24 protein-coding genes are annotated in these 25,179 nt (G+C 67.8%); 15 read left to right on the top strand and 9 right to left on the bottom strand.

Annotated features, from left to right (window positions below):
- Positions 1–17: 17 nt before the first annotated feature.
- From denD to BLQ76_RS11140, 7 genes are all read left to right on the top strand, one after another.
- Positions 18–1,013, top strand: a complete 996-nt coding sequence (gene denD / locus BLQ76_RS11170; protein ID WP_090673098.1) for a D-erythronate dehydrogenase — start codon at positions 18–20, stop codon at positions 1,011–1,013.
- A gap of 157 nt (positions 1,014–1,170) precedes the next feature.
- On the top strand, positions 1,171–1,935 hold the full coding sequence (locus BLQ76_RS11165; RefSeq protein WP_090673096.1) for an SDR family oxidoreductase: 765 nt from the start codon (positions 1,171–1,173) through the stop codon (positions 1,933–1,935).
- A 78-nt stretch (positions 1,936–2,013) separates the two neighbouring features.
- Entirely contained in the window at positions 2,014–3,072 is a 1,059-nt protein-coding gene (locus BLQ76_RS11160) for an ABC transporter ATP-binding protein (RefSeq protein ID WP_090673094.1), read from the top strand.
- 90 nt (positions 3,073–3,162) lie between these two features.
- A complete protein-coding gene (locus tag BLQ76_RS11155) occupies positions 3,163–4,482 on the top strand; it encodes an ABC transporter substrate-binding protein (RefSeq protein ID WP_244977929.1) in 1,320 nt (439 codons plus the stop codon).
- A 172-nt stretch (positions 4,483–4,654) separates the two neighbouring features.
- Complete coding sequence (locus BLQ76_RS11150; RefSeq protein WP_425285161.1) at positions 4,655–5,506, top strand: carbohydrate ABC transporter permease; 852 nt, start codon at positions 4,655–4,657, stop codon at positions 5,504–5,506.
- 11 nt (positions 5,507–5,517) lie between these two features.
- The gene (locus BLQ76_RS11145) at positions 5,518–6,420 is read left to right on the top strand and encodes a carbohydrate ABC transporter permease (RefSeq protein WP_090673092.1); all 903 of its coding nucleotides are present in this window, start codon (positions 5,518–5,520) and stop codon (positions 6,418–6,420) included.
- 36 nt (positions 6,421–6,456) lie between these two features.
- On the top strand, positions 6,457–7,371 hold the full coding sequence (locus BLQ76_RS11140) for an NAD(P)-dependent oxidoreductase (protein ID WP_090673089.1): 915 nt from the start codon (positions 6,457–6,459) through the stop codon (positions 7,369–7,371).
- 120 nt (positions 7,372–7,491) lie between these two features.
- Here BLQ76_RS11140 and BLQ76_RS11135 read toward each other — a convergent pair whose 3' ends face one another.
- Positions 7,492–8,199, bottom strand: a complete 708-nt coding sequence (locus BLQ76_RS11135) for a type 1 glutamine amidotransferase domain-containing protein (RefSeq protein ID WP_090673087.1) — start codon at positions 8,197–8,199, stop codon at positions 7,492–7,494.
- Between the two features lie 119 nt (positions 8,200–8,318).
- Here BLQ76_RS11135 and BLQ76_RS11130 point away from each other — a divergent pair, with 119 nt between their 5' ends.
- A complete protein-coding gene (locus BLQ76_RS11130) occupies positions 8,319–9,230 on the top strand; it encodes a LysR family transcriptional regulator (RefSeq protein ID WP_090673085.1) in 912 nt (303 codons plus the stop codon).
- Positions 9,231–9,279: 49 nt separating this feature from the next.
- Here BLQ76_RS11130 and BLQ76_RS11125 read toward each other — a convergent pair whose 3' ends face one another.
- Together BLQ76_RS11125 and BLQ76_RS11120 are read right to left on the bottom strand one after the other, a co-directional pair.
- Positions 9,280–9,651, bottom strand: a complete 372-nt coding sequence (locus BLQ76_RS11125; RefSeq protein ID WP_090673083.1) for a DUF1330 domain-containing protein — start codon at positions 9,649–9,651, stop codon at positions 9,280–9,282.
- A gap of 24 nt (positions 9,652–9,675) precedes the next feature.
- On the bottom strand, positions 9,676–10,419 hold the full coding sequence (locus BLQ76_RS11120; protein ID WP_090673081.1) for a helix-turn-helix transcriptional regulator: 744 nt from the start codon (positions 10,417–10,419) through the stop codon (positions 9,676–9,678).
- Positions 10,420–10,619: 200 nt separating this feature from the next.
- Here BLQ76_RS11120 and arfA point away from each other — a divergent pair, with 200 nt between their 5' ends.
- The 5 genes from arfA to BLQ76_RS11095 all read left to right on the top strand — a co-directional run bounded on the left by arfA (position 10,620) and on the right by BLQ76_RS11095 (position 16,351).
- Positions 10,620–12,131, top strand: a complete 1,512-nt coding sequence (arfA, locus tag BLQ76_RS11115; RefSeq protein WP_090673080.1) for an arabinosylfuranosidase ArfA — start codon at positions 10,620–10,622, stop codon at positions 12,129–12,131.
- A 4-nt stretch (positions 12,132–12,135) separates the two neighbouring features.
- Complete coding sequence (locus BLQ76_RS11110) at positions 12,136–13,209, top strand: ABC transporter ATP-binding protein (protein ID WP_090673078.1); 1,074 nt, start codon at positions 12,136–12,138, stop codon at positions 13,207–13,209.
- Positions 13,210–13,294: 85 nt separating this feature from the next.
- Positions 13,295–14,572: an extracellular solute-binding protein gene (locus BLQ76_RS11105; RefSeq protein WP_090673076.1), complete on the top strand. Its 1,278-nt coding sequence runs from the start codon at positions 13,295–13,297 to the stop codon at positions 14,570–14,572.
- Positions 14,573–14,642: 70 nt separating this feature from the next.
- On the top strand, positions 14,643–15,527 hold the full coding sequence (locus BLQ76_RS11100) for a carbohydrate ABC transporter permease (RefSeq protein ID WP_090673075.1): 885 nt from the start codon (positions 14,643–14,645) through the stop codon (positions 15,525–15,527).
- Complete coding sequence (locus tag BLQ76_RS11095; protein ID WP_170842562.1) at positions 15,524–16,351, top strand: carbohydrate ABC transporter permease; 828 nt, start codon at positions 15,524–15,526, stop codon at positions 16,349–16,351. Before BLQ76_RS11100 ends, BLQ76_RS11095 begins: the two co-directional genes overlap by 4 nt.
- A 4-nt stretch (positions 16,352–16,355) precedes the next feature.
- Here BLQ76_RS11095 and BLQ76_RS11090 read toward each other — a convergent pair whose 3' ends face one another.
- From BLQ76_RS11090 to BLQ76_RS11065, 6 genes are all read right to left on the bottom strand, one after another.
- On the bottom strand, positions 16,356–17,165 hold the full coding sequence (locus tag BLQ76_RS11090; protein ID WP_090673073.1) for a FadR/GntR family transcriptional regulator: 810 nt from the start codon (positions 17,163–17,165) through the stop codon (positions 16,356–16,358).
- A 214-nt stretch (positions 17,166–17,379) separates the two neighbouring features.
- A complete protein-coding gene (gene ugpC / locus BLQ76_RS11085; protein ID WP_090673071.1) occupies positions 17,380–18,429 on the bottom strand; it encodes a sn-glycerol-3-phosphate ABC transporter ATP-binding protein UgpC in 1,050 nt (349 codons plus the stop codon).
- Positions 18,430–18,434: 5 nt separating this feature from the next.
- Positions 18,435–19,283: a sn-glycerol-3-phosphate ABC transporter permease UgpE gene (gene ugpE, locus BLQ76_RS11080; protein ID WP_090673069.1), complete on the bottom strand. Its 849-nt coding sequence runs from the start codon at positions 19,281–19,283 to the stop codon at positions 18,435–18,437.
- Positions 19,283–20,170: a sn-glycerol-3-phosphate ABC transporter permease UgpA gene (gene ugpA / locus BLQ76_RS11075; protein WP_090673067.1), complete on the bottom strand. Its 888-nt coding sequence runs from the start codon at positions 20,168–20,170 to the stop codon at positions 19,283–19,285. The genes ugpE and ugpA overlap by 1 nt, the downstream gene beginning before the upstream one ends.
- A gap of 16 nt (positions 20,171–20,186) precedes the next feature.
- A complete protein-coding gene (ugpB, locus tag BLQ76_RS11070) occupies positions 20,187–21,488 on the bottom strand; it encodes a sn-glycerol-3-phosphate ABC transporter substrate-binding protein UgpB (RefSeq protein ID WP_090673065.1) in 1,302 nt (433 codons plus the stop codon).
- A gap of 315 nt (positions 21,489–21,803) precedes the next feature.
- Positions 21,804–22,466, bottom strand: a complete 663-nt coding sequence (locus tag BLQ76_RS11065; RefSeq protein ID WP_244519583.1) for a GntR family transcriptional regulator — start codon at positions 22,464–22,466, stop codon at positions 21,804–21,806.
- Positions 22,467–22,770: 304 nt separating this feature from the next.
- Here BLQ76_RS11065 and BLQ76_RS11060 point away from each other — a divergent pair, with 304 nt between their 5' ends.
- Complete coding sequence (locus tag BLQ76_RS11060; RefSeq protein ID WP_090673060.1) at positions 22,771–23,760, top strand: ABC transporter ATP-binding protein; 990 nt, start codon at positions 22,771–22,773, stop codon at positions 23,758–23,760.
- A gap of 41 nt (positions 23,761–23,801) precedes the next feature.
- The gene (locus BLQ76_RS11055) at positions 23,802–25,100 is read left to right on the top strand and encodes an ABC transporter substrate-binding protein (protein WP_090673058.1); all 1,299 of its coding nucleotides are present in this window, start codon (positions 23,802–23,804) and stop codon (positions 25,098–25,100) included.
- The last annotated feature ends 79 nt before the right edge of the window (positions 25,101–25,179 follow it).

Here is a 25,179-nt window from a genome sequence, read left to right as displayed (position 1 = left end):
ATGGGAGGAGGGAAGTCATGAAGATCGTGATCATCGGAGCCGCCGGCATGATCGGCGCGCGCCTGGCGCGCCGCATCGCGGCGGACGGCCGCCTGAACGGGCGCGACGTGGAGCGCCTGATCCTCGCCGACGCGGTGCCGCCGAGCGTTCCGGACGGCTGGGATGACCGCTGCGAGACCCATGTCCTCGACATCGGCGAGCCGGGCGCGGCCGAGCCCTTCGCGAAGGGGCGGCCCGACGTCGTGTTTCACCTAGCCGCGATCGTGTCGGGCGAGGCGGAAGCGGACTTCGCCAAGGGCTACCGCGTCAACCTCGACGGCACGCGCGCCCTGTTCGACGCGATCCGCGAGGAGAACGCGCGCTCCGGCCACGTCCCGCGCGTTGTCTTCGCCTCGTCGATCGCGGTGTTCGGCGCGCCCTTTCCCGCCAGCATTCCGGACGACTTCGCGCTGACGCCCTTGACGAGCTACGGCACGCAGAAGGCGATCGGCGAGCTCCTGCTGGCGGACTACACGCGGCGCGGCTTCATGGACGGCATCGGCCTGCGGCTGCCCACGATCTGCATCCGGCCGGGCCGGCCCAACAAGGCGGCGTCGGGCTTCTTCTCCAACATCCTGCGCGAGCCGCTGCGCGGCGAGCCGGCCGTCCTGCCGGTTTCCGAGGACGTTCGTCACTTCTTCGCCAGTCCTTCGGCCGCGGTGGAGTTCTTCTTGCATGCCGCGGCGATCGACGGCGCGAGCGTGGGCCCGCGCCGCAACATCAGCCTGCCCGGTCTGTCTGCGACGGTCGGCGACGAGATCGCCGCGCTTGAGCGCGTGGCCGGACCCGAGGCGAGCGCGCTGATTCGGCGCGAGCCCGACGAAACGATTCGCGGCATCGTCGCGGGCTGGGCGCCGGATGTCGAAGCGTCCCGCGCCCGCGCGCTCGGGTTTCGAGCCGATGCCAGCTTCGACGACATCATCCGCGCCCATCTGGCCGAGACCGGTTCCATGGGGAGCGATGCATCGGGTTGACGGCGCACGCTGGACAGCGAGGAAACGAACTGGTCTGATACAACTACCAATTTGTATCGGGCCGGTTTCGCGCCAGCGCCCAACAAGAACGTGAAGGCCGCACGAAGCGGCTCGCTTCGCCGGTGCAGGGGGCACCGCGATCCGTGGGGGAGAACGGATGGGAGACGGGAACCAATCCCGCATCGCGCTCGTGACCGGTGGCGGTGCCGGTCTCGGCAAGGCCATGGCCGAGGGCCTGGCCCGCGCCGGATGGCATGTCGTGATCTGCGGTCGACGCGAGGCCGTCCTCCGGGAGGCCGCCGAGGCGATCCGCGCAAACGGCGGATCGGCAGAAGGCATGACCGCCGATGTCGGCGATCCCGCCTCGGTGGAGGCGTTGTTCGCCGCGATCGAGAGCCGCCACGGCCGGCTCGATCTTCTCGTGAACAACGCGGGGGCCGGCGCGCCCCCGGTGCCGATCGAGGACCTGACCTTCGCGCAGTGGCAGCAGGTTCTCGCCAGCAACCTCACCGGCGCGTTCCTGTGCACGCAGGGCGCCTTCCGCCTGATGAAGCGTCAGCGCCCTCAGGGCGGGCGCATCATCAACAACGGCTCGATCTCGGCGACGACCCCCCGCCCGAACTCGGCGCCCTACACCGCCACCAAGCACGCGATCCTCGGGCTCACCAAGTCCACGGCGCTCGACGGTCGCGCCTTCGACATCGCCTGCGGCCAGATCGACATCGGCAACGCGGCGAGCGACATGACCGCGAGCATGTCGAAGGGCGTGCTCCAGGCGGACGGAACCACGGCGCCCGAGCCCGTCATGGACCCCGCCCATGTCGGGGCGGCGGTGGTGCACATGGCCTCGCTGCCGCTGGAGGCCAACGTGCTGTCGATGACGGTGATGGCGACCAAGATGCCCTTCGTCGGCCGAGGATAAGGCCGGACGCGAACGGACCGGGACCGAGACGAGGCGAAGGCCCGCCGGTCCGTATGACAGACTGGGAGGAGATGCCGCATGGCCTCGGTGGATTTCATCGACGTGCGCAAGAGCTTCGGCTCGCATGCCGTGATCAAGGGCGTGAACGTCGATATCCGTGACGGCGAGTTCGTGATCCTGGTCGGGCCCTCGGGCTGCGGGAAGTCAACGCTGCTGCGCATGCTGGCCGGGCTGGAGCATATCTCGGGCGGCGAGATCCGCATCGGCGAGCGGGTCGTCAACGACCTGCCGCCCAAAGACCGGGACATCGCCATGGTGTTCCAGAACTACGCGCTCTATCCGCACATGAGCGTGGCCGACAACATGGCCTTCTCGCTGACCCTCAAGAACGCCGGCAAGGCCGAGATCGAGGCGAAGGTGAAGCCGGCCGCCGAGATCCTCGGCCTGTCCCATCTTCTCGACCGCTTTCCGCGCCAGCTCTCGGGCGGCCAGCGCCAGCGCGTCGCCATGGGCCGGGCCATCGTGCGCGATCCGCAGGTCTTTCTGTTCGACGAGCCGCTGTCGAACCTCGATGCGAAACTCCGCGTGTCGATGCGCACGGAGATCAAGAATCTCCACCAGCGCCTGACCACCACCACGGTCTACGTCACCCACGACCAGATCGAGGCGATGACGATGGCCGACAAGATCGTGGTGATGCAGGACGGACGGATCGAGCAGGTCGGCGCGCCGCTCGACCTCTACGACCGCCCGGCCAACCTGTTCGTCGCCGGCTTCATCGGCTCGCCCGCCATGAGCATGATTCCCGGCCGACTCGATCCGGCCGACCGCACGACGTTCGTCGCCCATGACGGCACGCGCATTCCGCTGGGTGCCGAGCATCGCGGCGAAGCGGGGCGCGAGCTCGTCTGCGGCATCCGTCCGGAGGCGATCACGCTTGGCGGCCCGATCGAGATCGAGGTCGTGGTGATCGAACCGACCGGCTTCGAAAGCCAGGTGCTGGGACGCCTGGGACGGACCGAGGTCACCTGCGTGTTTCGCGAACGCCTCACCTCGCGGCCCGGCGAGCGCATCGCCGTCTCGGTGAACCCGCGCGCGCTGCATCTTTTCGACGCCGCCTCGGGGCAGCGTCTCTGACCGCGTCGTGACAGCCAACGCGGCGGCCTGGCGAGGCGGTCGTCGCGATCACGATCCAAGCCTCGCAACCTGTCTCGGGAGGACACCACCTTGATCAAGCGCAGAGACTTTCTCGCCGGCTCCGCCGGTCTTCTTGCGGCTTCCGCGATCGCCGGACGCTTCGGTCGCGCCTTCGCGCAAGGGGCGGCCGCGGCCATGCCGAGCTACAAGCCCGAAGAGGGGGCCAGCTTGCGCCTCCTGCGCTGGGTGCCCTTCGTGCCGGCGGAAGAAGAGGCCTGGCTCGCCAACACCAAGAAGTTCACGGACGCGACAGGCGTGGCTGTGCGCATCGACAAGGAGAGCTGGGAGGACGTGCGCCCCAAGGCGGCGGTCGCCGCCAATGTCGGCTCGGGACCGGACATGGTGATGAGCTGGTTCGACGACCCCCAGCAGTATCCCGACAAGCTCGTGGACGTGACCGATCTCGGCACCGCGATCGGGCAGGCGAACGGCGGCTGGTATCCGGGTCTCGAATCCTATGCCCGTCGCGGCGACAGCTTCATCGCCCTGCCGATCTGCGCCATCGGCAACGCGGTGATCTATCGCGACAGCCACATGAAGGCCGCCGGCTTCAGCGAGTTTCCCAAAGACACCGCCGGTTTCCTGGAGCTGTGCAAGGCCATGCAGGCCAAGGGCACGCCGGCCGGCTTCCCGCACGGCAAGGCGGTGGGCGACGGCAACAACTACGCCCACTGGCTGCTGTGGAGCCACGGCGGCAAGATGGTGGACGAGAACGGCACGGTCACGATCAACAGCCCGGAGACCCTGGCCGCCGTCAACTACGCGATGGAGCTCTACAAGACCTTCATCCCGGGCACCGAGAGCTGGCAGGACGTCAACAACAACCGCGCCTTCCTGGCGGGGCAGGTCTCGCTGACGGCGAACGGCGTGTCGGCCTACTACGCCGCCCTGAAGGACCCGGCGCTGGCCGAGATGGCCGCCGACATGCGCTCCACCAACCTGCCGATCGGCCCGGTCGGCGAGAGTGTCGAGCTGCACCAGACCTCCACGATCTCGATCTTCCGCCACACGCGCTATCCGGAAGCGGCCAAGGCCTATCTGGAGTTCATGTATCGCCCCGAAAACATGAACGCGTGGATCCAAGGGGCCAGCGCCTATTGCTGCCAGCCGCTGCGCGCCTTCGAGAACAACCCGGTCTGGACATCGAAGCCGATCCACGCGGCCTATGCCAAGGCCTCGGCGAGCCTTCGCCCGAACGGTTATGCCGGCCCGCTGGGTGCGGCCAGCGCCGGCACCATGGCGGACTACGTCCTCGTCGACATGTTCGCCGAGGCGGTCACCGGGCAGTCCTCGCCCGAGGACGCGATCCGCAACGCCGAGCGCCGCGCCAACCGCTACTATCGCGTCTGACGCCGTCCGTGCCCGCCGCGATCGGATCGCGGCGGGCATGCCTTCCAGCACACGCTTCCAGCGGCCGAAGGGCGAGCTCATGTCCGTTTCCACCGCATCCCCGCCCGGCCGGCGCTCGGTCGGCTTCTTCGAGCGGCTCGGCCAGAGCCGCAACGGGCTCGGGCTCCTGTTCATGGCGCCGGCCGCGCTGTTCCTGCTCCTGTTCCTCACCTATCCATTGGGACTGGGCGTGTGGCTCGGCTTCACGGACGCCTCGATCGGACGCGCCGGGCGCTTCATCGGGCTGGAGAACTACGAGTATCTCTGGCACGACCGCGTGTTCTGGCTGTCGGTCTTCAACACCGTTCTCTACACGGCGCTCGCCTCGGTCCTGAAGTTCGCGCTCGGCCTCTGGCTCGCGATCATCCTGAACGAGCATCTGCCCTTCAAGACCTTCTTCCGGGCGGTCATCCTTCTGCCCTGGGTGGTGCCGACCGTCCTGTCGGCGCTCGCCTTCTGGTGGATCTACGACTCGCAGTTCTCGATCATCTCGTGGGTCCTGATGCAGGCGGGTCTCATCTCGGCGCCGATCAACTTCCTCGGCGATCCCTGGAACGCGCGCCTGTCGGTGATGGCCGCCAACGTGTGGCGCGGCATTCCCTTCGTGGCGATCTCGCTTCTGGCCGGCCTCCAGACGATCCCCGCCTCGCTGCACGAGGCCGCCGCTCTCGACGGGGCGACCTCTTGGCAGCGCTTCCGCCGCATCACGCTGCCGCTCCTGACCCCCATCATCGCCGTGGTGATGACCTTCTCGGTTCTCTTCACCTTCACCGACTTCCAGCTGATCTACGTGCTGACCAAGGGCGGGCCGGTGAACGCCACGCATCTCATGGCGACGCTGTCGTTCCAGCGCGGCATTCCGGGCGGCGCGCTCGGCGAGGGCGCGGCGATCGCCGTCGCCATGGTGCCCTTCCTGCTCGCCGCCATCCTGTTCTCGTTCTTCGGTCTGCAGCGCCGCAAATGGCAGCAGGGCGGCGGCGACTGAGGAGAGACCCGATGACCGTTCAAGCGACCGAGCCCACCGGCGGCCAGCTCACCGACGACGTGGTGGGCATGAGCCACCACGACACCACCGCCCGGCGGATCCTTGTGATCTACCTGCCGCTCGCCTGCTTCGTCTTCGTGCTGCTGTTCCCGTTCTACTGGATGGCGATCACGGCGGTGAAGCCGAACGACCAGCTCACCAACTACGCCGCGCACTCGCCCTTCTGGGTGGTCGGGCCGACGCTGGACCACATCCGCTATCTCCTGTTCGAGACGAGCTACCCGAACTGGCTCTGGAACACGGTGATCGTATCGGTCTGCTCGACCGTGATCGCGCTCGCCGCCTCGGTGTTCGCCGCCTATGCGATCGAGCGCGTGCGCTTCACGGGCGCGCGGGTGACCGGGCTCCTGGTGTTTCTGGCCTACCTGATCCCGCCCTCGATCCTCTTCATCCCGCTCGCCTTCATCGTGTTCCAGGTCGGCATCTTCGACTCGCGCCTGGCGCTGATCCTGACCTATCCGACCTTCCTGATCCCGTTCTGCACCTGGCTTCTCATGGGCTACTTCCGCTCGATCCCGTTCGAGCTGGAGGAGTCGGCGCTCGTGGACGGCGCCTCGCGCTGGCAGATCCTGACGCGCGTGATCCTGCCGCTTGCCGTGCCGGGGCTGATCTCGGCCGGAATCTTCGCCTTCACGCTGGCCTGGAACGAGTTCATCTACGCGCTGACCTTCATCCAGAGCTCCGAGAACAAGACCCTGCCGGTCGGTGTGCTCACCGAACTCGTGCGCGGCGACGTCTACGAGTGGGGATCGCTCATGGCGGGCGCGCTGCTCGGCTCTCTGCCGGTGGTGATCCTCTACTCGTTCTTCGTGGACTACTACGTCTCGTCGATGACCGGCGCGGTGAAGGAATAGGCCGGTCGAACCGGCCCAATCGCAGGAAAGAACACCATGGCAACCGAGCCGCGCGAGCGAGACCAGACGATCGGCTTCATCGGTCTGGGCTACATGGGCCACGGGCTGGCCAAGAACATCCGCGAGGCGGGCTACCCCTTGCGCTTTCTCGCCAACCGGCGGCGCGAGGCGGCCGAGGACATGGTCCGGCGCGGTGCGGTGGAGGTGGGATCGCCGCTGGAGCTGTCGGAGAGCTGCGACGTCGTCTGCCTGTGCCTGCCGGGCTCGCCGCAGGTCGAGGAGGTCGTCGCCGGCGAGAATGGGCTCCTCGCCCATGCCCGGCCGGGCCTGGTCATCCTGGACAGCTCCACCAGCCAGCCGGTCTCGACACGCCGTCTGGCGGAGCTGGCCAAGGCGCGGGGCGCGACGTTCATCGACGCTCCCCTCAGCCGCACGCCCAAGGAAGCCTGGGCCGGCACGGTGGACTGCATGGTGGGAGCCGAGCCGGCCGATCTCGAGACGCTGCGCCCGCTGATCGAGACCTTCGCCGGCCGCATCCTCCATACCGGACCGACGGGTTCCGGCCACACGATGAAGCTCCTGAACAACTTCCTGTCGCTCGGATACGGCGCCCTTTATGCCGAGGCGCTGGCGATCGGCGCGAAAAGCGGCGTGTCGGCCGAGACCTTTCACGAGGTGATCGGCGGCGGTCGCATGGACTGCCCCTTCTACCAGACCTTCATGCAGTACGTCGTGGGCGGGGACGCGAACGCGCACCTGTTCACGCTGCGCAACGCGCACAAGGACACGCGCTACCTCGTGGACCTGGCCAACGCGTACGGCATCGCGACCCATGTCTCCAGCGCGGTCAAGAACAGCTACGCCCTGGCGGAAGGGTTGGGGCGAGGGGACAGCTTCGTGCCCATGCTGGCGGACATCGTCGCCGAAACAAACGGGGTGGTCCGCCGCTGAGAGCCTCCGGATGGGGAGCCGACAACGGTTGCCGGGGTGGCACGCGGTCGCCGGGCGCAGAGTGCGACCGACCGCCCGGCCTCCATGGCCGGGCAATCGGTTCCAGGCGGGTCCGGGTCGTCAAGCCGCCGTGGCGGGGCGGTCGGTGCGGGCCAACAGCTGATCCAGAAGGTCCCGAGCGGCCTTCGATGACGAGCCGGGATTCTGGCCGGTGATCAGAAGGCCGTCGGCGAGAACGAACTCGCCCCAGTCCGGTCCCTTCTCGTAGCGTCCGCCCTTGGCGATCAGTTCGTCCTCGACCAGGAACGGGACGATCGCGGTGAGCCCGACCGCCTCCTCCTCGCTGTTGGCAAAGCCCGTCACCCGGCGGCCCTCGACGAGCGGGCGTCCGGCTGGCGTGCGGACATGGCGCAGGACGCCCGGCGCATGGCAGACCAGGGCGACCGGCTTGCCCGCGCCGACGAAGGCCTCGATCAGGCTGATCGAGTGCCGGTCCTCCGCAAGGTCCCAGAGCGGGCCATGACCGCCGGGATAGAACACGGCGTCGAAGTCCGCCTGGCGCACCGTCGAAAGCGCGAGCGTCGCGGCGAGCTGGGCGCTCGCGTCCCGGTCCGCCTCGAAGCGCCGCGTGGCGTCGGTCTGGTTGGCGGGCTCGTTGCTCTTGGGGTCGAGCGGCGGCTGGCCGCCGGCCGGCGAGGCCAGCGTGATGGAAGCGCCCGCGTCCTTGAAGCGGTAGTAGGGCGCCGCGAGCTCCTCGAGCCAGAACCCGGTCTTGCGGCCGGTGTCGCCCAACCGGTCGTGCGAGGTGAGGACCATCAGGATCTTCATGTCGGTTCTCCGTGACTTGGCGGTCCGTCTGCGCCGCCGATGTCCCAACATTGCGCTTGGCCTCTCATTGGGCCAATTTATCTTTGCAATGCCAGATATTCGTTTAACAGCATGACTCCATGCGCTACGACCTCAACCTCTTCCCGGTCTTCGTGGTCCTCATGGAGGAGCGCAACGTCACCCGCGCGGCCACGCGTCTGGGCATGACGCAGCCCGCGCTCTCGAACGCGCTGAACCGCCTGCGCGGCGTGATCGGCGACCCCTTGTTCGTTCGCGAGCGCTACGGCATGCGCCCGACGCCCGCGGCGCTGGACCTCCTGCCGGTGGTCGCCTCCGCGCTCTCGGCGATCGACGACGCCGTGCGCAGCCAGCAGGCCTTCGATCCCGCGACCGCGGATCAGGTCGTGACCATCGCACCGAACAGCTATGTCGAGTTCGTGCTGATGCCGAAGCTCGTGGAAAGGCTGGGCACGGTGGCGCCGGGCCTCCGGCTGCGCCTCGTGCCGTTTGGCAACGACCTCGGCGAGACCGGCGCCGTGTCGGGAAACACGGCGATGGTGCTGGGACGGATCGTCGAGCCGCCCGACAATCTTGTGGTCCAGCACCTGATGGACGACGGACTGGCCTGCGTCGTGCGGGCCGACCATCCGCGCATCGGCGACGCGCTCACGCCGGACCTCTACGAGAGCCTCCAGCACGTCAACGTCCTGCCGCCCGGCCGGATGCGGGCAGGCCTGTTCCAGGCGCTGGAGCGGCGGGGCCTCAAGCGCGAGGTCGCGGTCTCGGTCACGCACTTCCTGGCCGTTCCGGAGATCGTCGCGGTAACCGACCACTGCGCGACGCTGCCGCTTCTCGTGTGCCGTCGGCTCCTGGCCGACCCGCGACTGCGGGTGCTGCCCGCCCCGGTCGACCTCGGCACGTTCCCGGTCGAGCTCGGTTGGCATGTGCGCTATCGTAACGACCCCGCCCACCGCTGGCTTCGCTCGATCATCGCGGCGTTGGCGGGCGAATTCGGCGGCTCGTCCGCCTGATGCAGGCGTCCTGCGCCGCGAAGCCAGCCGGACAGCCAAGGCCAGTTCGTCAACGGCCCGCGTCGTTCTCGTGCAACGGTTGCAGATGGATGTCGGCGATCGCCGATGCGCCGACCTGGAACGCGACCTGGTAGTCCGGGTCGGCGACCATGCGGCCGAACGCGGATCGATCAGGATACCGCACCAGAACGACGGCGTCCCAGTCCTTGCCGGACCCGAGCGTCAGGGTCGGTAGCCCATCGCCGCCGAACAGGATCCGCGCGCCGAACCTCGCCAGGATCGGCGTCGCCATCCGAAGATACTCCCGATACCGTTCTCGGCCGCCGTCGGGCTGGAACCGGATGAGGTTCAGCATCACGATCGGGGCATCGTCCGTGTTCAGCAGAAAGGCGTCGAACGCGGCGGGCGAGAATGCGACCATCTGTTGTTCCTCCGACATGACCCCTCAAGGGGGCGGGCCGGCCGGGCGATAGGGGGCCGGCGCGTCAGAAACTGTCAGGATCGAACGCCAGTCGCGATCCTGCTCCTGCCAGCGCCGCATGATCGATTGACGGCGTCCGGGATAACGGTCCTCCAGAGTTTGGTGCACCTGCAGCCGGTCGATGCGGAAGTGACGGAAGGCCGATCGTCGCTCGCACCAGGCGGCGAGGACGCGGACGTCGTCGAAGTAGACGATGACGATCGGCCATACGACACGCTCCGACGCCACGCCCGAGGCGTCCTCGTAACGAATCGCCACCTTGCGTTGCCGACGGATCGCCTCGCGCAACAGCGCGGCCTGCGGAGGGTCCAGGCGCTCGGAAACCGAGGCCGCCGTGACGACCACGGGCAGAGCGCCGCTCGGCGCCGCCCCGTCGCCTCGCGTGGCGAGGATCTTCGCCAGCGCGCTCTCGCTGCATCGCGCAAGCGCCGGGTCGGCGCGCTGCTGCACCCATCCCAGGCCCAGAACCAGGGCATCAAGCTCGTCGGCCGAGAAGGCGAACTCCGGAAGAAAGAACCCCGGCCGCAGGACGAAGCCCATCCCGGCCTGTCCGTCGATCGGGGCACCGATCGCGCGCAGCGTCTCGATGTCCCGGTAGACGCTGCGCGGCGAGACCTCCAGCTCCCGCGCCAGCTCGGCGGCGGAGACCGGCATCCGCCGGGCGCGCAGGACCGTCAGAAGCTCGAAGATGCGGCTGGTTTTCGACATGGGCGGACGATTCCCGGATGCGACCCGAGGTCGGCGATGGGTTTGTATGGTCGCTCGCCCACCCGGCCAACCGGACACCGGCGGAAAAAGGGGGCGCGACCGGCGCGGGACGCACCCGATCACACCCGCCGGAACCGCGTCTATCCTCGTTGACACTCCCCCGAACATAGGCTCTTTTGTCGGACAAATAGGGAGGCAGCATGCGCGTTACGGGTGCCATTCAGCGGGATTTCGCGATCGCCGATATCGACGATCGTTTGTACTCGGCCTTTATCGAGCACATGGGCCGGGCGATCTATTCCGGCATCTACGAGCCGGGCCACCCGGAGGCGGACGCCAACGGCTTCCGGCAGGACGTCATGCGCTTCGTGCGCGAGCTCCACATTCCCGCGATCCGCTATCCCGGCGGCAACTTCGTCTCGGCCTATCGCTGGGAGGACGGCATCGGCCCGAAGGACCAGCGCCCCGTGCGCCTCGACCTCGCCTGGCGCTCCAAGGAGACCAACCAGGTCGGCATCAACGAGTTCGCGGGCTGGGCCAAGGACGCGGGCATCGACATGATGCTGGCGGTGAATCTGGGCTCGCGCGGGCTCGAGGAAGCGCGCAACTTCATGGAATACGTCAACCACCCGTCCGGCACGCACTGGTCGGACCTGCGCCGCTCGCACGGCGTCGAGAAGCCCTACGACGTTTCCATGTGGTGCCTCGGCAACGAGATGGACGGTCCCTGGCAGATCGGCCACAAGGAGGCCAAGGAGTACGGGCGGCTCGCCGACGAGACCGCCAAGGCGCTGAAGGGACTGACGCCGGGCGCCGAGCTCATCGTCTGCGGTTCCTCCAACGACCAGATGCCGACCTATCCCGAATGGGAGCGGGTCGTCCTGGAGGAGTGCTACGACAACGTCCACTACATCTCGCTGCACAAGTATTTCGGCAACTCGAGCCGCGACACGCTGAACTTCTTCGGCAAGGTCGAGGAGACCGGCCGCTACATCGGGGCGATCGCCGGCGTGATCGACTACGTGAAGGCCAAGCGCCGCTCCAAGCACGACGTCTTCATCTGCTTCGACGAGTGGAACGTCTGGTACCATCGGCGCGAGGAGGATTCGCGCAACTGGCGGACCTGGGACTGGCCGGAGGCGCCCGCGCTGCTCGAAGAGGACTACAACTTCGAGGACGCGCTGTTCGTCGCCTGTTTGTTGAACGAATTCATTCGACGGTCCGATCGCGTTCGCATCGCCTGCATCGCACAGCTCGTGAACGTCATCGCCCCGATCCGCGCCGAGCGCGGCGGCCCGGCCTGGCGCCAGACGATCTACTGGCCCTACCAGCTCGCCTCGCTGCACGGCCGGGGCCGGGCGCTGCGGGTCGCCCTGGACGCGCCGACCTACGACTGCGAGGTCGCCGACGACGTCAGCTATCTCGACGTCTCCGCCGTGCACGACCGGCAGGCCGGCACCGTGACGGTGTTCGCGGTGAACCGGCACCTGACCGAGGACGCCGAGCTCGACCTCGCCCTCGGCGGCTTCGACGGCGAGGCGCGCGTGGTCGAGCACCAGGTCATGGCGGGGCACGACCTTCGCGCGACCAACGGGCCCGATCGGCCCGACGCGATCCGGCCCGTCGCCGGCTCGGGACTGGGTCTCGACGGCTCGCGCCTGCGCGGGCGCCTGCCGGCCCTGTCCTACAGCATGATCAAGCTCGCGGTCTGACGCGATGACGGGCGTGCGCTTGCGCGAGGTCCGCAAGAGCTTCGGCTCGGCGGAGGTGATCCGGGGCGTCTCGCTGGACGTGCCGAAGGGCTCGTTCGGCGTCTTCGTCGGACCGTCGGGCTGCGGGAAGTCGACGCTCCTGCGCATGATCGCGGGGCTGGAGGACACGACCGGGGGCACGATCGAGATCGGCGGGCGCGACGTCACGAACGTCGAACCCGCCAAGCGGGGCGTGGCCATGGTGTTCCAGAGCTACGCGCTCTACCCACACCTCAGCGTGTTCGAGAACATGGCCTTCTCCCTGCGGCTGGCGCGGGCGAAATCCGCCGAGGTGCAGCGCAAGGTGGGCGAGACCGCCGAAATCCTGCGGCTCGGCGACCACCTCAAGAAGAAGCCGTCCGAGCTCTCGGGCGGGCAGCGCCAGCGCGTCGCGATCGGACGGGCCATCGTGCGCGAGCCCGAGGTCTTCCTGTTCGACGAACCGCTGTCCAACCTCGATGCCGAGCTGCGCGTCCAGATGCGCCTCGAGCTGACGCGCCTGCATCGCCAGATCGGCGCGACCATGATCTACGTCACCCACGACCAGGTCGAGGCCATGACGCTGGCCGACCAGATCTTCGTGCTGCGCGGCGGGCTCCTGCAGCAGGCCGGTCGCCCGCTCCACCTCTACGACGACCCCGCCAACCGCTTCGTCGGAGGCTTCATCGGCTCGCCCGCCATGAACTTCCTGGAAGGGACCGTGGCGAGCGGGGCGGGCGGACTCGAGGTCCGCCTGGAGGGGCTCGACCACCCCGTGTCGATCGTGCCCGGCACCGCGGGACCCGCCGTCGGCGACCGCGTCGTCCTCGGCCTTCGCCCCGAGAAGATGCGCCTGGCCGAGGCCGGCCTGCCCGCCACCGTCGAGATGATCGAGGAGCTCGGCGGCGTCTCCTACCTCCATGCGCGCACGTCGACGGGTCGCGACCTCGTGGTCGAGCGCCGGGGGCGGCGCGAGGGGCTCGAGGGAACGACGGTCCGGCTCGCCGCCGATCCCGGTGACATCCTGGTGTTCACGCCGGAGGGCGAGCGCCTGCGCTGACGCATATCGAACCCGCCCCGCACCGGCCGCCCAAGAGCACGAGGGCGGGGCTGTCACCACCGTTTCCAAGGGAGGAACAAACCGCATGACCAAGCTCAAAGCCCTGCTTCTCGCCTCCATGACGGCGATGGCCGTCCTGCCCGCCCAGGCCGCCGAAACCATCACATGGTGGGACTTCTTCACCGGCGGCGACGGCGTGCGCATGAAGGCGCTGATCAACGACTTCAACAAGGAGCATCCCGACATCCAGATCCAGGCGACCTCGCTGGAATGGGGCGTGCCCTTCTACACCAAGGTCCGCACCGCCGCCGCCGTGGGCGAGGGACCGGACATGATGAGCTACCATCTCTCGCGCCTGCCGCTCGCGATGAACGAGAAGGTGCTGACCGAGGTGACGCCGGCCGACATGGAGGCCGCGGGCCTGGCCAGCGGCGACTTCTTCGATACCGTGCTGAAGGCCGCCACGCAGGACAACAAGCTCTACGCCGTCCCCTTCGACATCCACTCGCTCGTCCTCTACTACAACAAGAGCTACCTGCAGGGGACCGAGTTCCTCGACGCGCAGGGCAACCTCACCGGCATCACCGATCTCGCCAGCTTCGAGCGGGCGCTGCAGGCCGCCAAGGACAAGGGCTCGGCGGCGCCGGTCACCTACGCCACGGGCGACGACGGCGGCGTCTATCGCGTCTTTTACACGCTCCTCGCCCAGCAGGGCGGCCAGCTCATCTCCGACAGCAACGAGGTCCTACCCGGCGACAGCGAGGCCAAGGCCGTCAAGGCCGTGGAGATCATGACGAAGTGGCACGAGAACGGCTGGCAGCCCGAGCAGGCGCTGTATCCCGCTTCCGTCGCGCTCTTCACCTCGGGCCAGTCCGCCTTCAGCCTGAACGGTGTCTGGGAGGTGCCGACCATGAAGGACCTCGCCGCCAGCGGCAAGCTCGGCTTCGAATGGGGCGCCGTGCAGGTGCCCGCCCTCATGGGACAGAAGGCGACCTGGGCCGACAGCCACGCCTTCGCGCTCCCCGTCCAGGGCGATCGGACCATGACGCCCGAGAAGCGAAAGGCCGTGATGACCGTGATCGGCTGGATGGAGAAGAACAGCGTCCGCTGGGCGGAGGCGGGCCATATCCCGGCCTACAAGCCGGTGGCCGAAAGCGTCGAGTTCAAGCAGATGCAGCCGAATGCGACCTACGCATCGCTGGCCGAGACGGCGGTCTTCGATCCCAACTCGCGCATCGCGGGCGTCGCCTCGCCCGTCTACGACGCGGCGATCAACATCATCTCGCCCGCGATCCACGGCTACATGCCGGCCGCCGAGGCGGTCGCGCAGATGAAGTCGGACCTCCAGGGTCTCTTGAACTGATCACCGCAAGGTCCCGGACGGCCGTGCGCCGTCCGGGACCTTCCATCTTCGGCCGCGAGGGACCCCCGCCATGGCGATCATCCAGAACCGGCGACGGCATGTCCTCACCGCCTTCGCGCTGCTGCTTCCGTTTCTTCTGATCTTCTCGCTGATCTTCCTGTATCCGGCGCTGCGCATCGCCCAGCTCAGCCTCACCGACGCCTCCCTGATCGGCGACGGCAACTTCGTCGGCCTCGACAACTACCGCCGGCTCCTCGGCGACCGCCTGTTCTGGACCTCGCTCAAGAACAACGGCTACTTCCTTCTTCTGACCGTGGTGCCGACCACCGCTATCGCGCTCGCCATCGCGCTGATGGTGAACCGGTTGCGCGGGCGGCTGCAGGCGCTGGTCCTGATGCTGTTCTTCCTGCCCTACGTGCTGCCGGTCTCGGTGGTCACCGAGATCTGGGCCTGGATGCTCGACTTCCAGTTCGGCATCCTCCAGCCGCTGATCGCGACCGTGAACGGGCGGCCCGTCCCGGTGTTCCGCAACCCGAACTGGGTCATGCCGGGCATCGCGGTGGTCACGATCTGGTGGACCAACGGCTTCAACGTGCTGCTCTTCCTGGCGGGCCTGCGCAACATCCCGCGCGAGCTCTACGAGGCTTCCGCGCTCGACGGCGCGACGCGTGTCCAGCAGTTCCGCCGCGTGACCTGGCCGCTCCTGTGGCCGGTCACCGCCCTGGTGCTGACGCTGCAGCTGATCCTGCAGCTCAAGCTCTTCGACCAGGTCTACCTCCTGTCGGAGGGCGGCCCGTTCAACTCCTCCTACGTCCTCCTGATGATGGTCTACCGCGAGGCCTTCCAGCTCAACCACGGCGGCTACGCCTCGGCGGTGGCGCTCCTTCTCTTCATGGTGATCGTGATCCTCTCCGTCCTGCAATACCAGCTTCTGCGCATCCGGGGGCGCTCGTGAGGGCCCGCACGCTCGCCAACGCGGCCCTGACCGCGCTCGCGCTGATCGCGGCCGCGATCTGGTTCTTCCCGATCTACTGGGCCTTCGTGACGGCGTTCCGCTCGGAGGACCGCGTGGTCAGCGCGGCGGGCGGCGTGATCCCCGACGAGTTCAACCTTTCGGCCTTTGCCAATGCCCTGTTCAACACGCGCCTGATGACCTGGTACGTGAACTCGGTCGGCACCGCGCTGATCATCACGCTCGTGGTTCTGGTGACCGGCGCCATGTGCGCCTACGCCCTCTCGCAGATGCGCTTTCCCGGCCGGCGCCTCGTCTACGCCATCGTGCTCGCCAGCTTCATGGTGCCGGCGCAGGCGCTGGTGGTGTCGCAGTTCATCCTGATGAACCGCCTCGGCTTCATCAACACCTGGGCCGGCATCATCCTGCCCCAGCTGATCGTTCCGATCGTCATCATCGTCTACAAGCAGTTCTTCGACGCCGTTCCCAAGGAGATGCGCGAGGCGGTGGTGCTGGACGGAGGCGGCGACATTACGCTGCTGGTGCGCGTCTACATCCCGCTCAACTGGGGGATCACGACGGCGCTCGCGATCATCACCTTCATCACCGCCTGGAACGCCTTCTTCTGGCCCTTCCTCGTCACCACGAGCGAGAACGTGATGACGATTCCCGTCGGCATCACGCAGGTCAACGACTCCTTCGGCGTCGCCTATGCGCGGCTCATGGCCGTGGCGCTGCTCGCGGCGGCGCCGGTCGCGCTCGCCTATCTCGTGTTCCAGCGCCGCGTCACCGAGGCGGTGATGATCTCGGCCGGCGTGAAGGGCTGAAGGGTCAGGGCTCGGCCGCGAAGGCCGTCCCCTTGAGGTCCGCCATCGTGGTGCCGGCGGCATCGAGGAGCGCCGTATCGACGAGTTCGCTCATCAGGCGAAAGGCGCCCGCCGCATCGTGCGCCCGAATGCACTCGAAGACGGCCGCGTGCTCGTCGATCGGGTTGCGCGTGTGGGGCTGGGGCATGTCGCGGTAGCGGAACGCCGTGGTCTGGGCGACCGCCGCGAAGATGCCGGCCTCGAAGGTGACGAGCACGGGATTGTGCGACGCGCGCAGGATCGCGCGGTGGAAGCCGGCATCGGCCTCGTGCCAGCTTCCCTGCGTGACGTCGCATTCGCGCATCGCCTTGAGCGCCGTCTCGAAGGCGAGAAGGTCCTCGTCGGTCCGGCGCTCGGCCGCGAGAGCCGCGGAGCGCGGCTCGATCATCGTGCGCAGCTCGTAGAGCGAGCGGATGAACCAGTCGGGCGGCGTCCCCGTATCAAAGAACCAGCGAAGCACGTCGGGGTCGAGCAACGACCAGGTCTCGCGCGAGGCGACGCGCGTGCCGGTCTTGGTCCGGCTGACGATCAGGCCCTTGGCCGCGACCTGTCGCAGAGCCTCGCGGTAGGTGCTGCGCGACACGCCTGCCTCGGCGCAGAACTCCAGCTCCTTGGGGACCGTGTCGCCGACATCGAGCTCACCCGATACGATCCGCCGTCCGAGCCAGTCGGCGATCGAGCCGTGCATGCGGCGGACGGATCGCGTCGTGAACTCGGGTTGCGCCGCGCGCGCGTCGCGCGTCACGGCCAAACGGGGTCGCTCTGGAGCACGCATCGGGTCGCTCGGTTCCTGCTGCCGCGACTCGTCCCGATCGAGCGGGACGTCGGCACCACTGAACGAGACACCGCAACATAGCATCGATTGCCGGCGCCGCGGTGCCGAAATGCGTGTCTTCGATACCCAGTCCCGGCGGGCACCATCGCGCTGGCTCGATTCTAGACCCGGCGATGCCGGTCAACGTCGGCCGGCCCGGACGATACCCTTCTTGTCAGGCCCCCAGGCGCTTGCCGTCCGGCCCGAAGGCGTGAAGCGCCGGAAGGGGGGCGAAGACCGGGACGCTTTCGCCGATGTCCAGTCGCGTGCGGCCGGGAACGCGGAACGTCAGGGGCGTCGTGCCGCCCTCGATCGTGCCGTGGACGTAGCTCTCCGCGCCCACCAGCTCGACGGCGGTGATCCGCACCCTTGCCGCAAATCCGTCCGTCTCCTCGCCGAGAGCGAAGTCCTCCGGGCGGATGCCGAGCGTAAACGGGCCGTCGCCGGCCGGCGAGAAGCGCGGGGCGTGGATCGCGTTCGCGCCCTGTGCGCCTGCGGGCAAGAGGTTCATGCCGGGCGAACCGACGAAGCCGGCCACGAACAGGCTGGCGGGGCGCTCGTAGAGCTCGATCGGCGCGCCCACCTGCTCGACGAGGCCGCCGTTGAGGACGACCAGCCGGTCGGCCAGCGTCATCGCCTCCATCTGGTCGTGCGTGACGTAGACGCTGGTGGTGCCGAGCGCGCGCTGGAGGCGGCGGATCTCGACGCGCATCTGGACGCGCAGCTTGGCGTCGAGGTTGGACAGCGGCTCGTCGAACAGGAAGGCGGCGGGCTCGCGCACGATGGCGCGGCCCATGGCGACGCGCTGGCGCTGGCCGCCCGAGAGTTGTCCCGGCTTGCGGTCTAGAAAGGCCGCGATCTCCAGCGAGGCGGCGGCTTGCCCCACGCGCCGCTCGATCTCGGCCGCCTTCATGCCGCGGTTCTTGAGACCGTAGGACAGGTTCTGGCGCACCGTCATGTGTGGATAGAGCGCGTAGTTCTGGAACACCATGGCGATGTTCCGGTCGGCGGGCTCGACGTCGTTGACCACACGATCGCCGATCCGGATCGTGCCCGACGTGATGGTCTCGAGCCCGGCGATCATGCGCAGGAGCGTGGACTTGCCGCAGCCACTTGGCCCCACCAGCACGAGCAGTTCCCCGTCGCAAATGTCGAGCGACACGCCGCGCACGGCATCCGTCTCGCCGTAGCGCTTGCGGACGTCTTCCAGGGTGATGGAGGCCATGAGGTCTACTTCTCGGACTCGACCAGTCCCTTGACGAACCAGCGCTGCATCAGCACCACGACGAGGACCGGGGGAAGGATGGCGAAGATCGCGGTCACCATGACGAGGTTCCACGGGGTCTCGGCGTCGGTGAAGGAGACCATCTTCTTCAGGGCGATGACGATCGTGTTCATCGAGCTGTCGTTGGTGATCAGCAGCGGCCAGAGATACTGCGTCCAGCCGTAGATGAAGAGGATTACGAACAGCGCCGCGATGTTGGTCTTGGACAAAGGGATCAGGATGTCGCGCAGGAAGCGCATCGGCCCCGCGTTGTCGATCCGGGCCGCCTCCACCAGCTCCGCCGGAATCGTCATGAAGAACTGGCGGAACAGAAAGGTCGCCGTCGCCGAAGCCATCAGTGGCAGGGTCAGGCCCGTATAGGTGTCGATCAGCCCGAGGTCGACGATCACCTTGTAGGTCGGCAGGATGCGCACCTCAACTGGCAGCATCAGGGTGATGAAGATCAGCCAGAAGGCGACCATCCGGCCGGGAAAGCGGAAGTAGACGATCGCAAAGGCCGACAGGATCGAGATCACGATCTTGCCGACCGCGATCGCGGTCGCGACCACCGCCGTGTTCCACAGGAGCCGTGCAATGCTGACGCCGCCGATCTGACCGACGCCCGAGAAGAGCGCCGCGCCGTAGTTCTCCGAGAACTGCCCGCCCGGCGTCAGCGGCAGGGGCGGCGAGAGAATGGTCTGGATCGTCTGCGTCGAGGCGATGAACGTGTAGTAGATCGGAAAGGCGACGATCAGGACGCCAAGGGCGAGCACGAGATGGGCGAAGGCCCGGGCGAGGGGACGCTGCTCGACCATCAGCTGTAGTGGACCTTGCGCTCGACGAAGCGGAACTGGACGGCGGTCAGCGCGATCACGATCGCCATCAGGATCACGGACTGGGCGGCCGAGGAGCCAAGGTCGAGGTTCACGAAGCCGTCGTTGTAGACCTTGTAGACGAGGGTCTCGGTCGCCTTGGCCGGCCCGCCGCCCGTCACGGCGTGGATGATGCCGAACGTGTCGAAGAAGGCGTAGACGCAGTTCACCACGAGCAGGAAGAAGCTGGTCGGCGCGATCAGAGGGAAGACGATCGTCCAGAAGCGCTTGGGACCGCGCGCGCCGTCGATCGCGGCGGCCTCGATCAGCGAGCGCGGGACCGACTGGAGGGCGGCCACGAAGAACAGGAAGTTGTAGCTGATCTGCTTCCAGGCCGCGGCCACCACCACCATCACCATGGCCTGGTCGCCGTTGAGAAGCGGGTCCCAGTTGTAGCCGGTCGCCCGCAGCATGTAGGCGAACGTCCCCATGGTCGGGCTGAACATGAAGAGCCACAGGAGACCCGCCACCGCCGGGGCCACCGCGTAGGGCCAGATCAGGAGCGTGCGGTAGATCCCCTTGCCGCGCACCACCGTCTCGGCCGCCGAGGCGAGAAAGAGCGACAGGCCCATGGCGAGCGCGGCGGTGGCCAGGCTGAACACCGCCGTTACCCGGAGCGAGTGGAGATAGTTCGGGTCGGCCAGAACGGCCTGGAAGTTGGCAAGCCCGACGAACTCGGTGGCGAGCCCGAAGGCGTCCTCGCGCAACGTCGACTGATAAAGGGCCTGCGCGCTCGGCCAGTAGAAGAACACGAGCGTCAGCGCGATCTGCGGCGCCAGCAGCAGATACGGCAGGGCCTTGTTGGGAAAGACGACGCGAGGAGAAGCCATCGGGCTCGGCCGAGGCTCAGCGCGTGGCTGCCGCGATCGCGGCGTCGCCGCGCTGCTTGGCCTTGGCCAGCGCCGTCTTGGCGTCCTGGCTGCCGTTCAGCATCGCCTCGAACTCCTCGTTCTCGATGTCGCGCACCTGCGGCAGGTTCACGAGGCGAACGCCCTTGGAGTTCTCGGTCGGCGGCTTGCCCATCATCTGGGTGATCGGCGTCTCGCGGCCCGGGTTCTTCTCGTAGAAGCCGCTCTTCTTCGTGGCCTCGTAGGCCTCGAGCGTCACCGGCAGGTAGCCCGACTTCTGGTGAAGGCGCGACTGGATGTCGGTCTGCGACAGGAAGTGGAAGAACTGGGCGATGCCCTTGTACTCGTCGTCGCTCTTGCCGGCGAAGACCCAGAGGCTCGCGCCGCCGGGCGTCGTGTTCTGAGGCGCGTTGTTGCCCTTGGTGTCGTAGGGCAGCTGGCCGATGCCGTAGTTCATGCCCGATTTCACGACGTCGCCGAGGCCGCCCGACGATTCGGTCAGGATCCCGCACTCGCCCGACAGGAAGAGCTGCTTGGCCTCCGACGTCCGGCCGCCGTAGCGGAAGACGCCCTCCTTCGCGAGGTCGGCGATCGCCTGGAAGTGATCCGCATAGATCGGCGCGTCGATCGCGAGCTCCACCTTGCCCCCGGCCAGGCCGTTCTCGCCGCTGGCATAGGAGACGTTGTTCCAGGCCGCGAAGTTCTCGAGGTGGATCCAGGTCAGCCAGGTCGAGGTGTAGCCGCAGGGCGCGGCTCCGCTTTCCTTGATCTTGCGGGCGGCCGCGAAGACCTCGTCCCAGGTCTTGGGCGGGTTCTCGGCGTCGAGGCCCGCCTTCTGGAACGTGTCCTTGTTGTAGTAGAGGATCGGCGAGGAGGAGTTGTAGGGGAAGCTCAGCATCGTGCCGTCGGGCTTCGAGTAGTAGTTCACGATGCCCGGCAGGTACTGCGACTTGTCGAACGTGTAACCGCCCTGCTCCAGAACCTCGGCCACCGGCTTGATCGCGCCGCCGGCGCCCATCATCACGCCGGTGCCGACGTCGAAGACCTGGATGATGGCCGGGGTCTGCTTGGCGCGGAAGGCGGCGATGCCGGCGTTCAGCGTCTCGGGATAGGTGCCCTTGAACACGGGCTTGATGACGTAGTCGCCCTGGCTCGCGTTGAACTCCTTGGCAAGTTCCTCGACCACCTCGTTGTTGGCGCCGTTCATGGCATGCCACCATTGAAGCTCGGTGGCGGCCTCGGCCGAGGTTGCAAAGGCGGCGCCCATGGTCAGGGCCAGCGCGAGTGAGCGTACGGTCATCGTTTTCCTCCCCAGGCGTCGCAAAGCCGAAGACCCGTCCGGGCCCGCCGCCATCGATCGCCGATCTGTCGTGCCGGCGGTCTCGCGCCGCCTGTCGTCATCGATGACAAGCCATGCGATCCGCGGGAGGTCAACCAAGTATCGTCGTCGCCGACGCATGGCTTGTTGACGGGGCCGCGATCGGCTCGCCGGCCGCGCACCGCGGCTTGCCCGGTCAACGGGACGAGGAGCCGGCAGGGCGAGCCCTTCGCCCGATGCGTCGGCCGTCCAGGACAGTCGGACCGGACGCCGGTCGATCCGGATCCCGCAGGCGCCTCATCGCGGACGGAGGGCGGCGGCCAGGCTCGTGCCGTCCGGCGCGGCGCGCGACAGGTCGAGCGTTTCCCGCAGCGTGGCGACGTGGTCGCGCATCAGGATCGCGGCGCGCTCGCCGTCGCCCCGCTCCAGGGCGGATACGAGCGCGAGGTGGTCGTGGTTGTCGCAAGGAGCGTCGGTCGCCCGCCAGTAGAGCGCAACCACGAGCGAGGACCGCGACAGGAGCTCGCCGAGCATCTCTCGGAGGATCCGGTGACCGGACAAGCTGGCGATGATCCGGTGGAATTCGGCGGAGTGGAACACCGCGTCCGTCAATCGGTCGCCCTGCAGCGCGTCATGCTCGGCTGCGATCGCGGCCCGAAGCCGTGACGCCGCGTCCGGGGTCATGTGGCTGGCCGCAAGCCGCGCGATCTCGGGCTCGATCACCGCTCGCGCTTCGAAGATCTCGCGGGCCTCGACCGGGGTCGGGCGGGCGACGCGCGCGCCCTTGTTGCGCTCCGTAACGACGACACCATCGCGTGCGAGCGCCTGAAGGGCCGCCCGCACCACGGTCCGGCTGACACCGTAGATCTGGGCCAGTTCCTCTTCGGCGAGCCTCGCACCGGGGGCGAGGCGATGACGCATGATCGCGTCCAGGATCCCGTGAAAGATCGGCTGCCACAAGGCGTCGCCCTCCCGCTCCGGCGCTCGTGCGCGTCTTGTTTCGGCCAGACCCTGCATCGCGTCGTCGCCTCGTGCGCCTCGTGTCCGCATCATGCCGGGACCGACGCACCGCGCCAACCATCATCCCGTACAGAAATTGTATACGATCTAGGCAGGGCGCTGATCATCTTTGCGTCAGCATGGGCGCATCCGAGGGCGATATGCCGCCGGTGCCCGCTTTCAACGCACGGGTTTCCGCCACCTCCATTCAAGTGGCACGCGTCCTGCAAGGGGAGGGGCGACGACTGGGGGATGCGGGACGAGCATGGCCAAGGGCGACCTCGAACTGGTGAAGCTGACCAAGCGCTACGGATCGACCGTGGCGGTGGAGGCGATCGACCTGCGCGTTCCCGCCGGGACCTACTGCTGCTTCCTGGGTCCGTCGGGCTGCGGCAAGTCGACCACCATGCGCATGATCGCCGGCCACGAGAGCGTGACGGAAGGCGACATCATTCTCGGCGCGCAGAACGTGACCGACTTCGCGCCCGCCCGGCGCGGCACGGCGATGATGTTCCAGAGCTACGCCCTGTTTCCCCATCTCACGGTTCTCGACAACGTCGCCTTCTCCCTGAAGATGAAGGGCGCCTCCAAGACCGAGCGTTACGCCAAGGCGCGCGCCGTCATGGAGCTCGTCGACCTTCAGCGCTTCGAGACGCGCATGCCCGCCCAGCTGTCGGGCGGCCAGCAGCAGCGCGTGGCGCTCGCCCGCGCCCTCGTCACCGACCCCGGCATCCTTCTTCTCGACGAGCCGCTCTCGGCGCTCGACCCGTTCCTTCGGCTGCGTGTGCGCACCGAGCTCAAGCGCCTCCAGCGCGAGCTCGGCATCTCGTTCCTTCACGTCACGCACGGGCAGGACGAGGCCATGGCGCTGGCCGACCTCGTGGTGATCATGCGCGACGGGCGGATCGAGCAGGCCGGCAGCCCCCAAGACGTCTTCCACCGCCCCGCCACCGGCTTCGTCGCCCGTTTCATGGGCGGCCACAACGTCCTCACCCTCGAGGGGCGGCCCGTCAGCGTGCGCGCCGACCGCGTGCGGCTGGGCGCGGGCACCGAGGCCGCGCGCACGCTGAGCGGCGAGGTGCGCGGCGTCGAGTACGGCGGCGCCACCGTGACCGTCGTCGTGGCGGCCGGGGAGGGCGGCGAGATCACCGCCGTGATCCCCGAGGAGCAGTTCTTCCAGAGCCCGGCGCATCTGGGCGAGAGCCGCGACATCCACTGGTCGAGGGGCGACGAGTTCGCCCTCTCGGCCGCCTGACCGCCTGTCATCCCGCCAGCCTTCCACAAGGAGAGACCCGCATGAGCGACACCAAGACCCCCGGCCTGTCCCGGCGCAGCTTCCTGAAGAGCGGCTCGGCCGCGGCCGCCGGCTTCGCCTTCGTGGGCGGCGCCGGCGTCACCGGATTTCCCTACGTCTCGTCGGCGCGCGCGCAGGAGGCCAAGACCCTGCGCTATCTCGGCACCGCCGTGAACCAGAGCACCGAGATCGCTGCCAAGGTGAAGGAGGATCTCGGCATCACGATCGAGTACGTGCCCGTCACCACCGACGAAGTGACCAAGCGCATCATCACCCAGCCGAACTCCTTCGACATCGTCGACACCGAATACTTCGCGCTCAAGAAGTTCGTACCGACCGGCAACCTGATGGGCATGGACGCCAAGCGCATCAAGGAATTCGACAACATCACGACCGTTTTCACCAAGGGCGAGATCGACGGCCGGAAGATCGGCGACCAGGGCACCGCGCCTTGGAAGGTCCTCTACCTCGAAGGCAACAAGTCCAAGACGTTCGCGTCCTCGCCGACCGAGTGGATCTCGCTGATCCCCACCACCTACAACGCCGACACGCTCGGCATCCGCCCCGACCTCATCAAGCGCCCCATCGAGAGCTGGGCGGAGCTGCTCAACCCCGAGTTCAAGGGCCGCGCCTCGATCCTCAACATCCCCTCGATCGGCATCATGGACGCCGCCATGGTGATCGAGGCGTCGGGCAAGTACAAATATCCCGACAAGGGCAACATGACCCGCGACGAGATCGACATGACGATCGAGACGCTGATCGAGGCCAAGCAGGCCGGACAGTTCCGGGCGCTGTGGTCGGACTTCAACGAGAGCGTCAACCTGATGTCGTCGGGCGAGACGGTGATCCAGTCCATGTGGTCGCCCGCCGTCACGGCCGTGCGCGGCAAGGGCATCGACTGCGTGTTCCAGCCCCTGAAGGAAGGCTACCGCGCCTGGGCCTCCGGCTTCGCGCTGCCGGCCACCCTCGACGGACCCAAGCTCGACGCCGCCTACGAGTTCGTGAACTGGTTCCTGTCGGGCTGGGCCGGCGCCTTCCTCAACCGCCAGGGCTACTATTCCGGCGTCCTCACCACCGCCAAGACCGCCATGGCGCCCTACGAGTGGGCCTACTGGATGGAGGGCAAGCCGGCTGAGGAGGACATCAAGTCCCCGCAGGGCCAGACCATCGCCCTCAAGGGCGCGGTGCGCGACGGCGGCTCCTTCGACCAGCGCATGGGATCGGTCGCCTGCTGGAACGCCGTCATGGACGAGGACAGCTACATGATCCGCAAGTGGAACGAGTTCGTCGCAGCGTAAGGCTCGCAGGCAGGGGACGCCGTCCCCTGCACCCCTGCCAGGGACATGATGTCCCTGGACCCTCCTCATTTGAAGCGTG

The organism is Aureimonas jatrophae, from assembly GCF_900104035.1.
GTDB lineage: Bacteria > Pseudomonadota > Alphaproteobacteria > Rhizobiales > Rhizobiaceae > Aureimonas > Aureimonas jatrophae.
The sequence above is the reverse complement of the archived record's forward strand: the minus strand, read 5'-3'. Positions and strand labels throughout refer to the sequence as shown.

What these genes read in the sequence shown, in the direction of transcription:
- denD (WP_090673098.1), top strand. Translation starts at nt 18, where the DNA reads ATGAAGATCGTGATCATCGGAGCCGCCGGCATGATCGGCGCGCGCCTG.
- BLQ76_RS11165 (WP_090673096.1), top strand. Translation starts at nt 1,171, where the DNA reads ATGGGAGACGGGAACCAATCCCGCATCGCGCTCGTGACCGGTGGCGGT.
- BLQ76_RS11160 (WP_090673094.1), top strand. Translation starts at nt 2,014, where the DNA reads ATGGCCTCGGTGGATTTCATCGACGTGCGCAAGAGCTTCGGCTCGCAT.
- BLQ76_RS11150 (WP_425285161.1), top strand. Translation starts at nt 4,655, where the DNA reads ATGGCGCCGGCCGCGCTGTTCCTGCTCCTGTTCCTCACCTATCCATTG.
- BLQ76_RS11145 (WP_090673092.1), top strand. Translation starts at nt 5,518, where the DNA reads ATGACCGTTCAAGCGACCGAGCCCACCGGCGGCCAGCTCACCGACGAC.
- BLQ76_RS11140 (WP_090673089.1), top strand. Translation starts at nt 6,457, where the DNA reads ATGGCAACCGAGCCGCGCGAGCGAGACCAGACGATCGGCTTCATCGGT.
- BLQ76_RS11135 (WP_090673087.1), bottom strand. Translation starts at nt 8,199, where the DNA reads ATGAAGATCCTGATGGTCCTCACCTCGCACGACCGGTTGGGCGACACC.
- BLQ76_RS11130 (WP_090673085.1), top strand. Translation starts at nt 8,319, where the DNA reads ATGCGCTACGACCTCAACCTCTTCCCGGTCTTCGTGGTCCTCATGGAG.
- BLQ76_RS11125 (WP_090673083.1), bottom strand. Translation starts at nt 9,651, where the DNA reads ATGGTCGCATTCTCGCCCGCCGCGTTCGACGCCTTTCTGCTGAACACG.
- BLQ76_RS11120 (WP_090673081.1), bottom strand. Translation starts at nt 10,419, where the DNA reads ATGTCGAAAACCAGCCGCATCTTCGAGCTTCTGACGGTCCTGCGCGCC.
- arfA (WP_090673080.1), top strand. Translation starts at nt 10,620, where the DNA reads ATGCGCGTTACGGGTGCCATTCAGCGGGATTTCGCGATCGCCGATATC.
- BLQ76_RS11110 (WP_090673078.1), top strand. Translation starts at nt 12,136, where the DNA reads ATGACGGGCGTGCGCTTGCGCGAGGTCCGCAAGAGCTTCGGCTCGGCG.
- BLQ76_RS11105 (WP_090673076.1), top strand. Translation starts at nt 13,295, where the DNA reads ATGACCAAGCTCAAAGCCCTGCTTCTCGCCTCCATGACGGCGATGGCC.
- BLQ76_RS11100 (WP_090673075.1), top strand. Translation starts at nt 14,643, where the DNA reads ATGGCGATCATCCAGAACCGGCGACGGCATGTCCTCACCGCCTTCGCG.
- BLQ76_RS11090 (WP_090673073.1), bottom strand. Translation starts at nt 17,165, where the DNA reads ATGCGTGCTCCAGAGCGACCCCGTTTGGCCGTGACGCGCGACGCGCGC.
- ugpC (WP_090673071.1), bottom strand. Translation starts at nt 18,429, where the DNA reads ATGGCCTCCATCACCCTGGAAGACGTCCGCAAGCGCTACGGCGAGACG.
- ugpE (WP_090673069.1), bottom strand. Translation starts at nt 19,283, where the DNA reads ATGGTCGAGCAGCGTCCCCTCGCCCGGGCCTTCGCCCATCTCGTGCTC.
- ugpA (WP_090673067.1), bottom strand. Translation starts at nt 20,170, where the DNA reads ATGGCTTCTCCTCGCGTCGTCTTTCCCAACAAGGCCCTGCCGTATCTG.
- ugpB (WP_090673065.1), bottom strand. Translation starts at nt 21,488, where the DNA reads ATGACCGTACGCTCACTCGCGCTGGCCCTGACCATGGGCGCCGCCTTT.
- BLQ76_RS11060 (WP_090673060.1), top strand. Translation starts at nt 22,771, where the DNA reads ATGGCCAAGGGCGACCTCGAACTGGTGAAGCTGACCAAGCGCTACGGA.
- BLQ76_RS11055 (WP_090673058.1), top strand. Translation starts at nt 23,802, where the DNA reads ATGAGCGACACCAAGACCCCCGGCCTGTCCCGGCGCAGCTTCCTGAAG.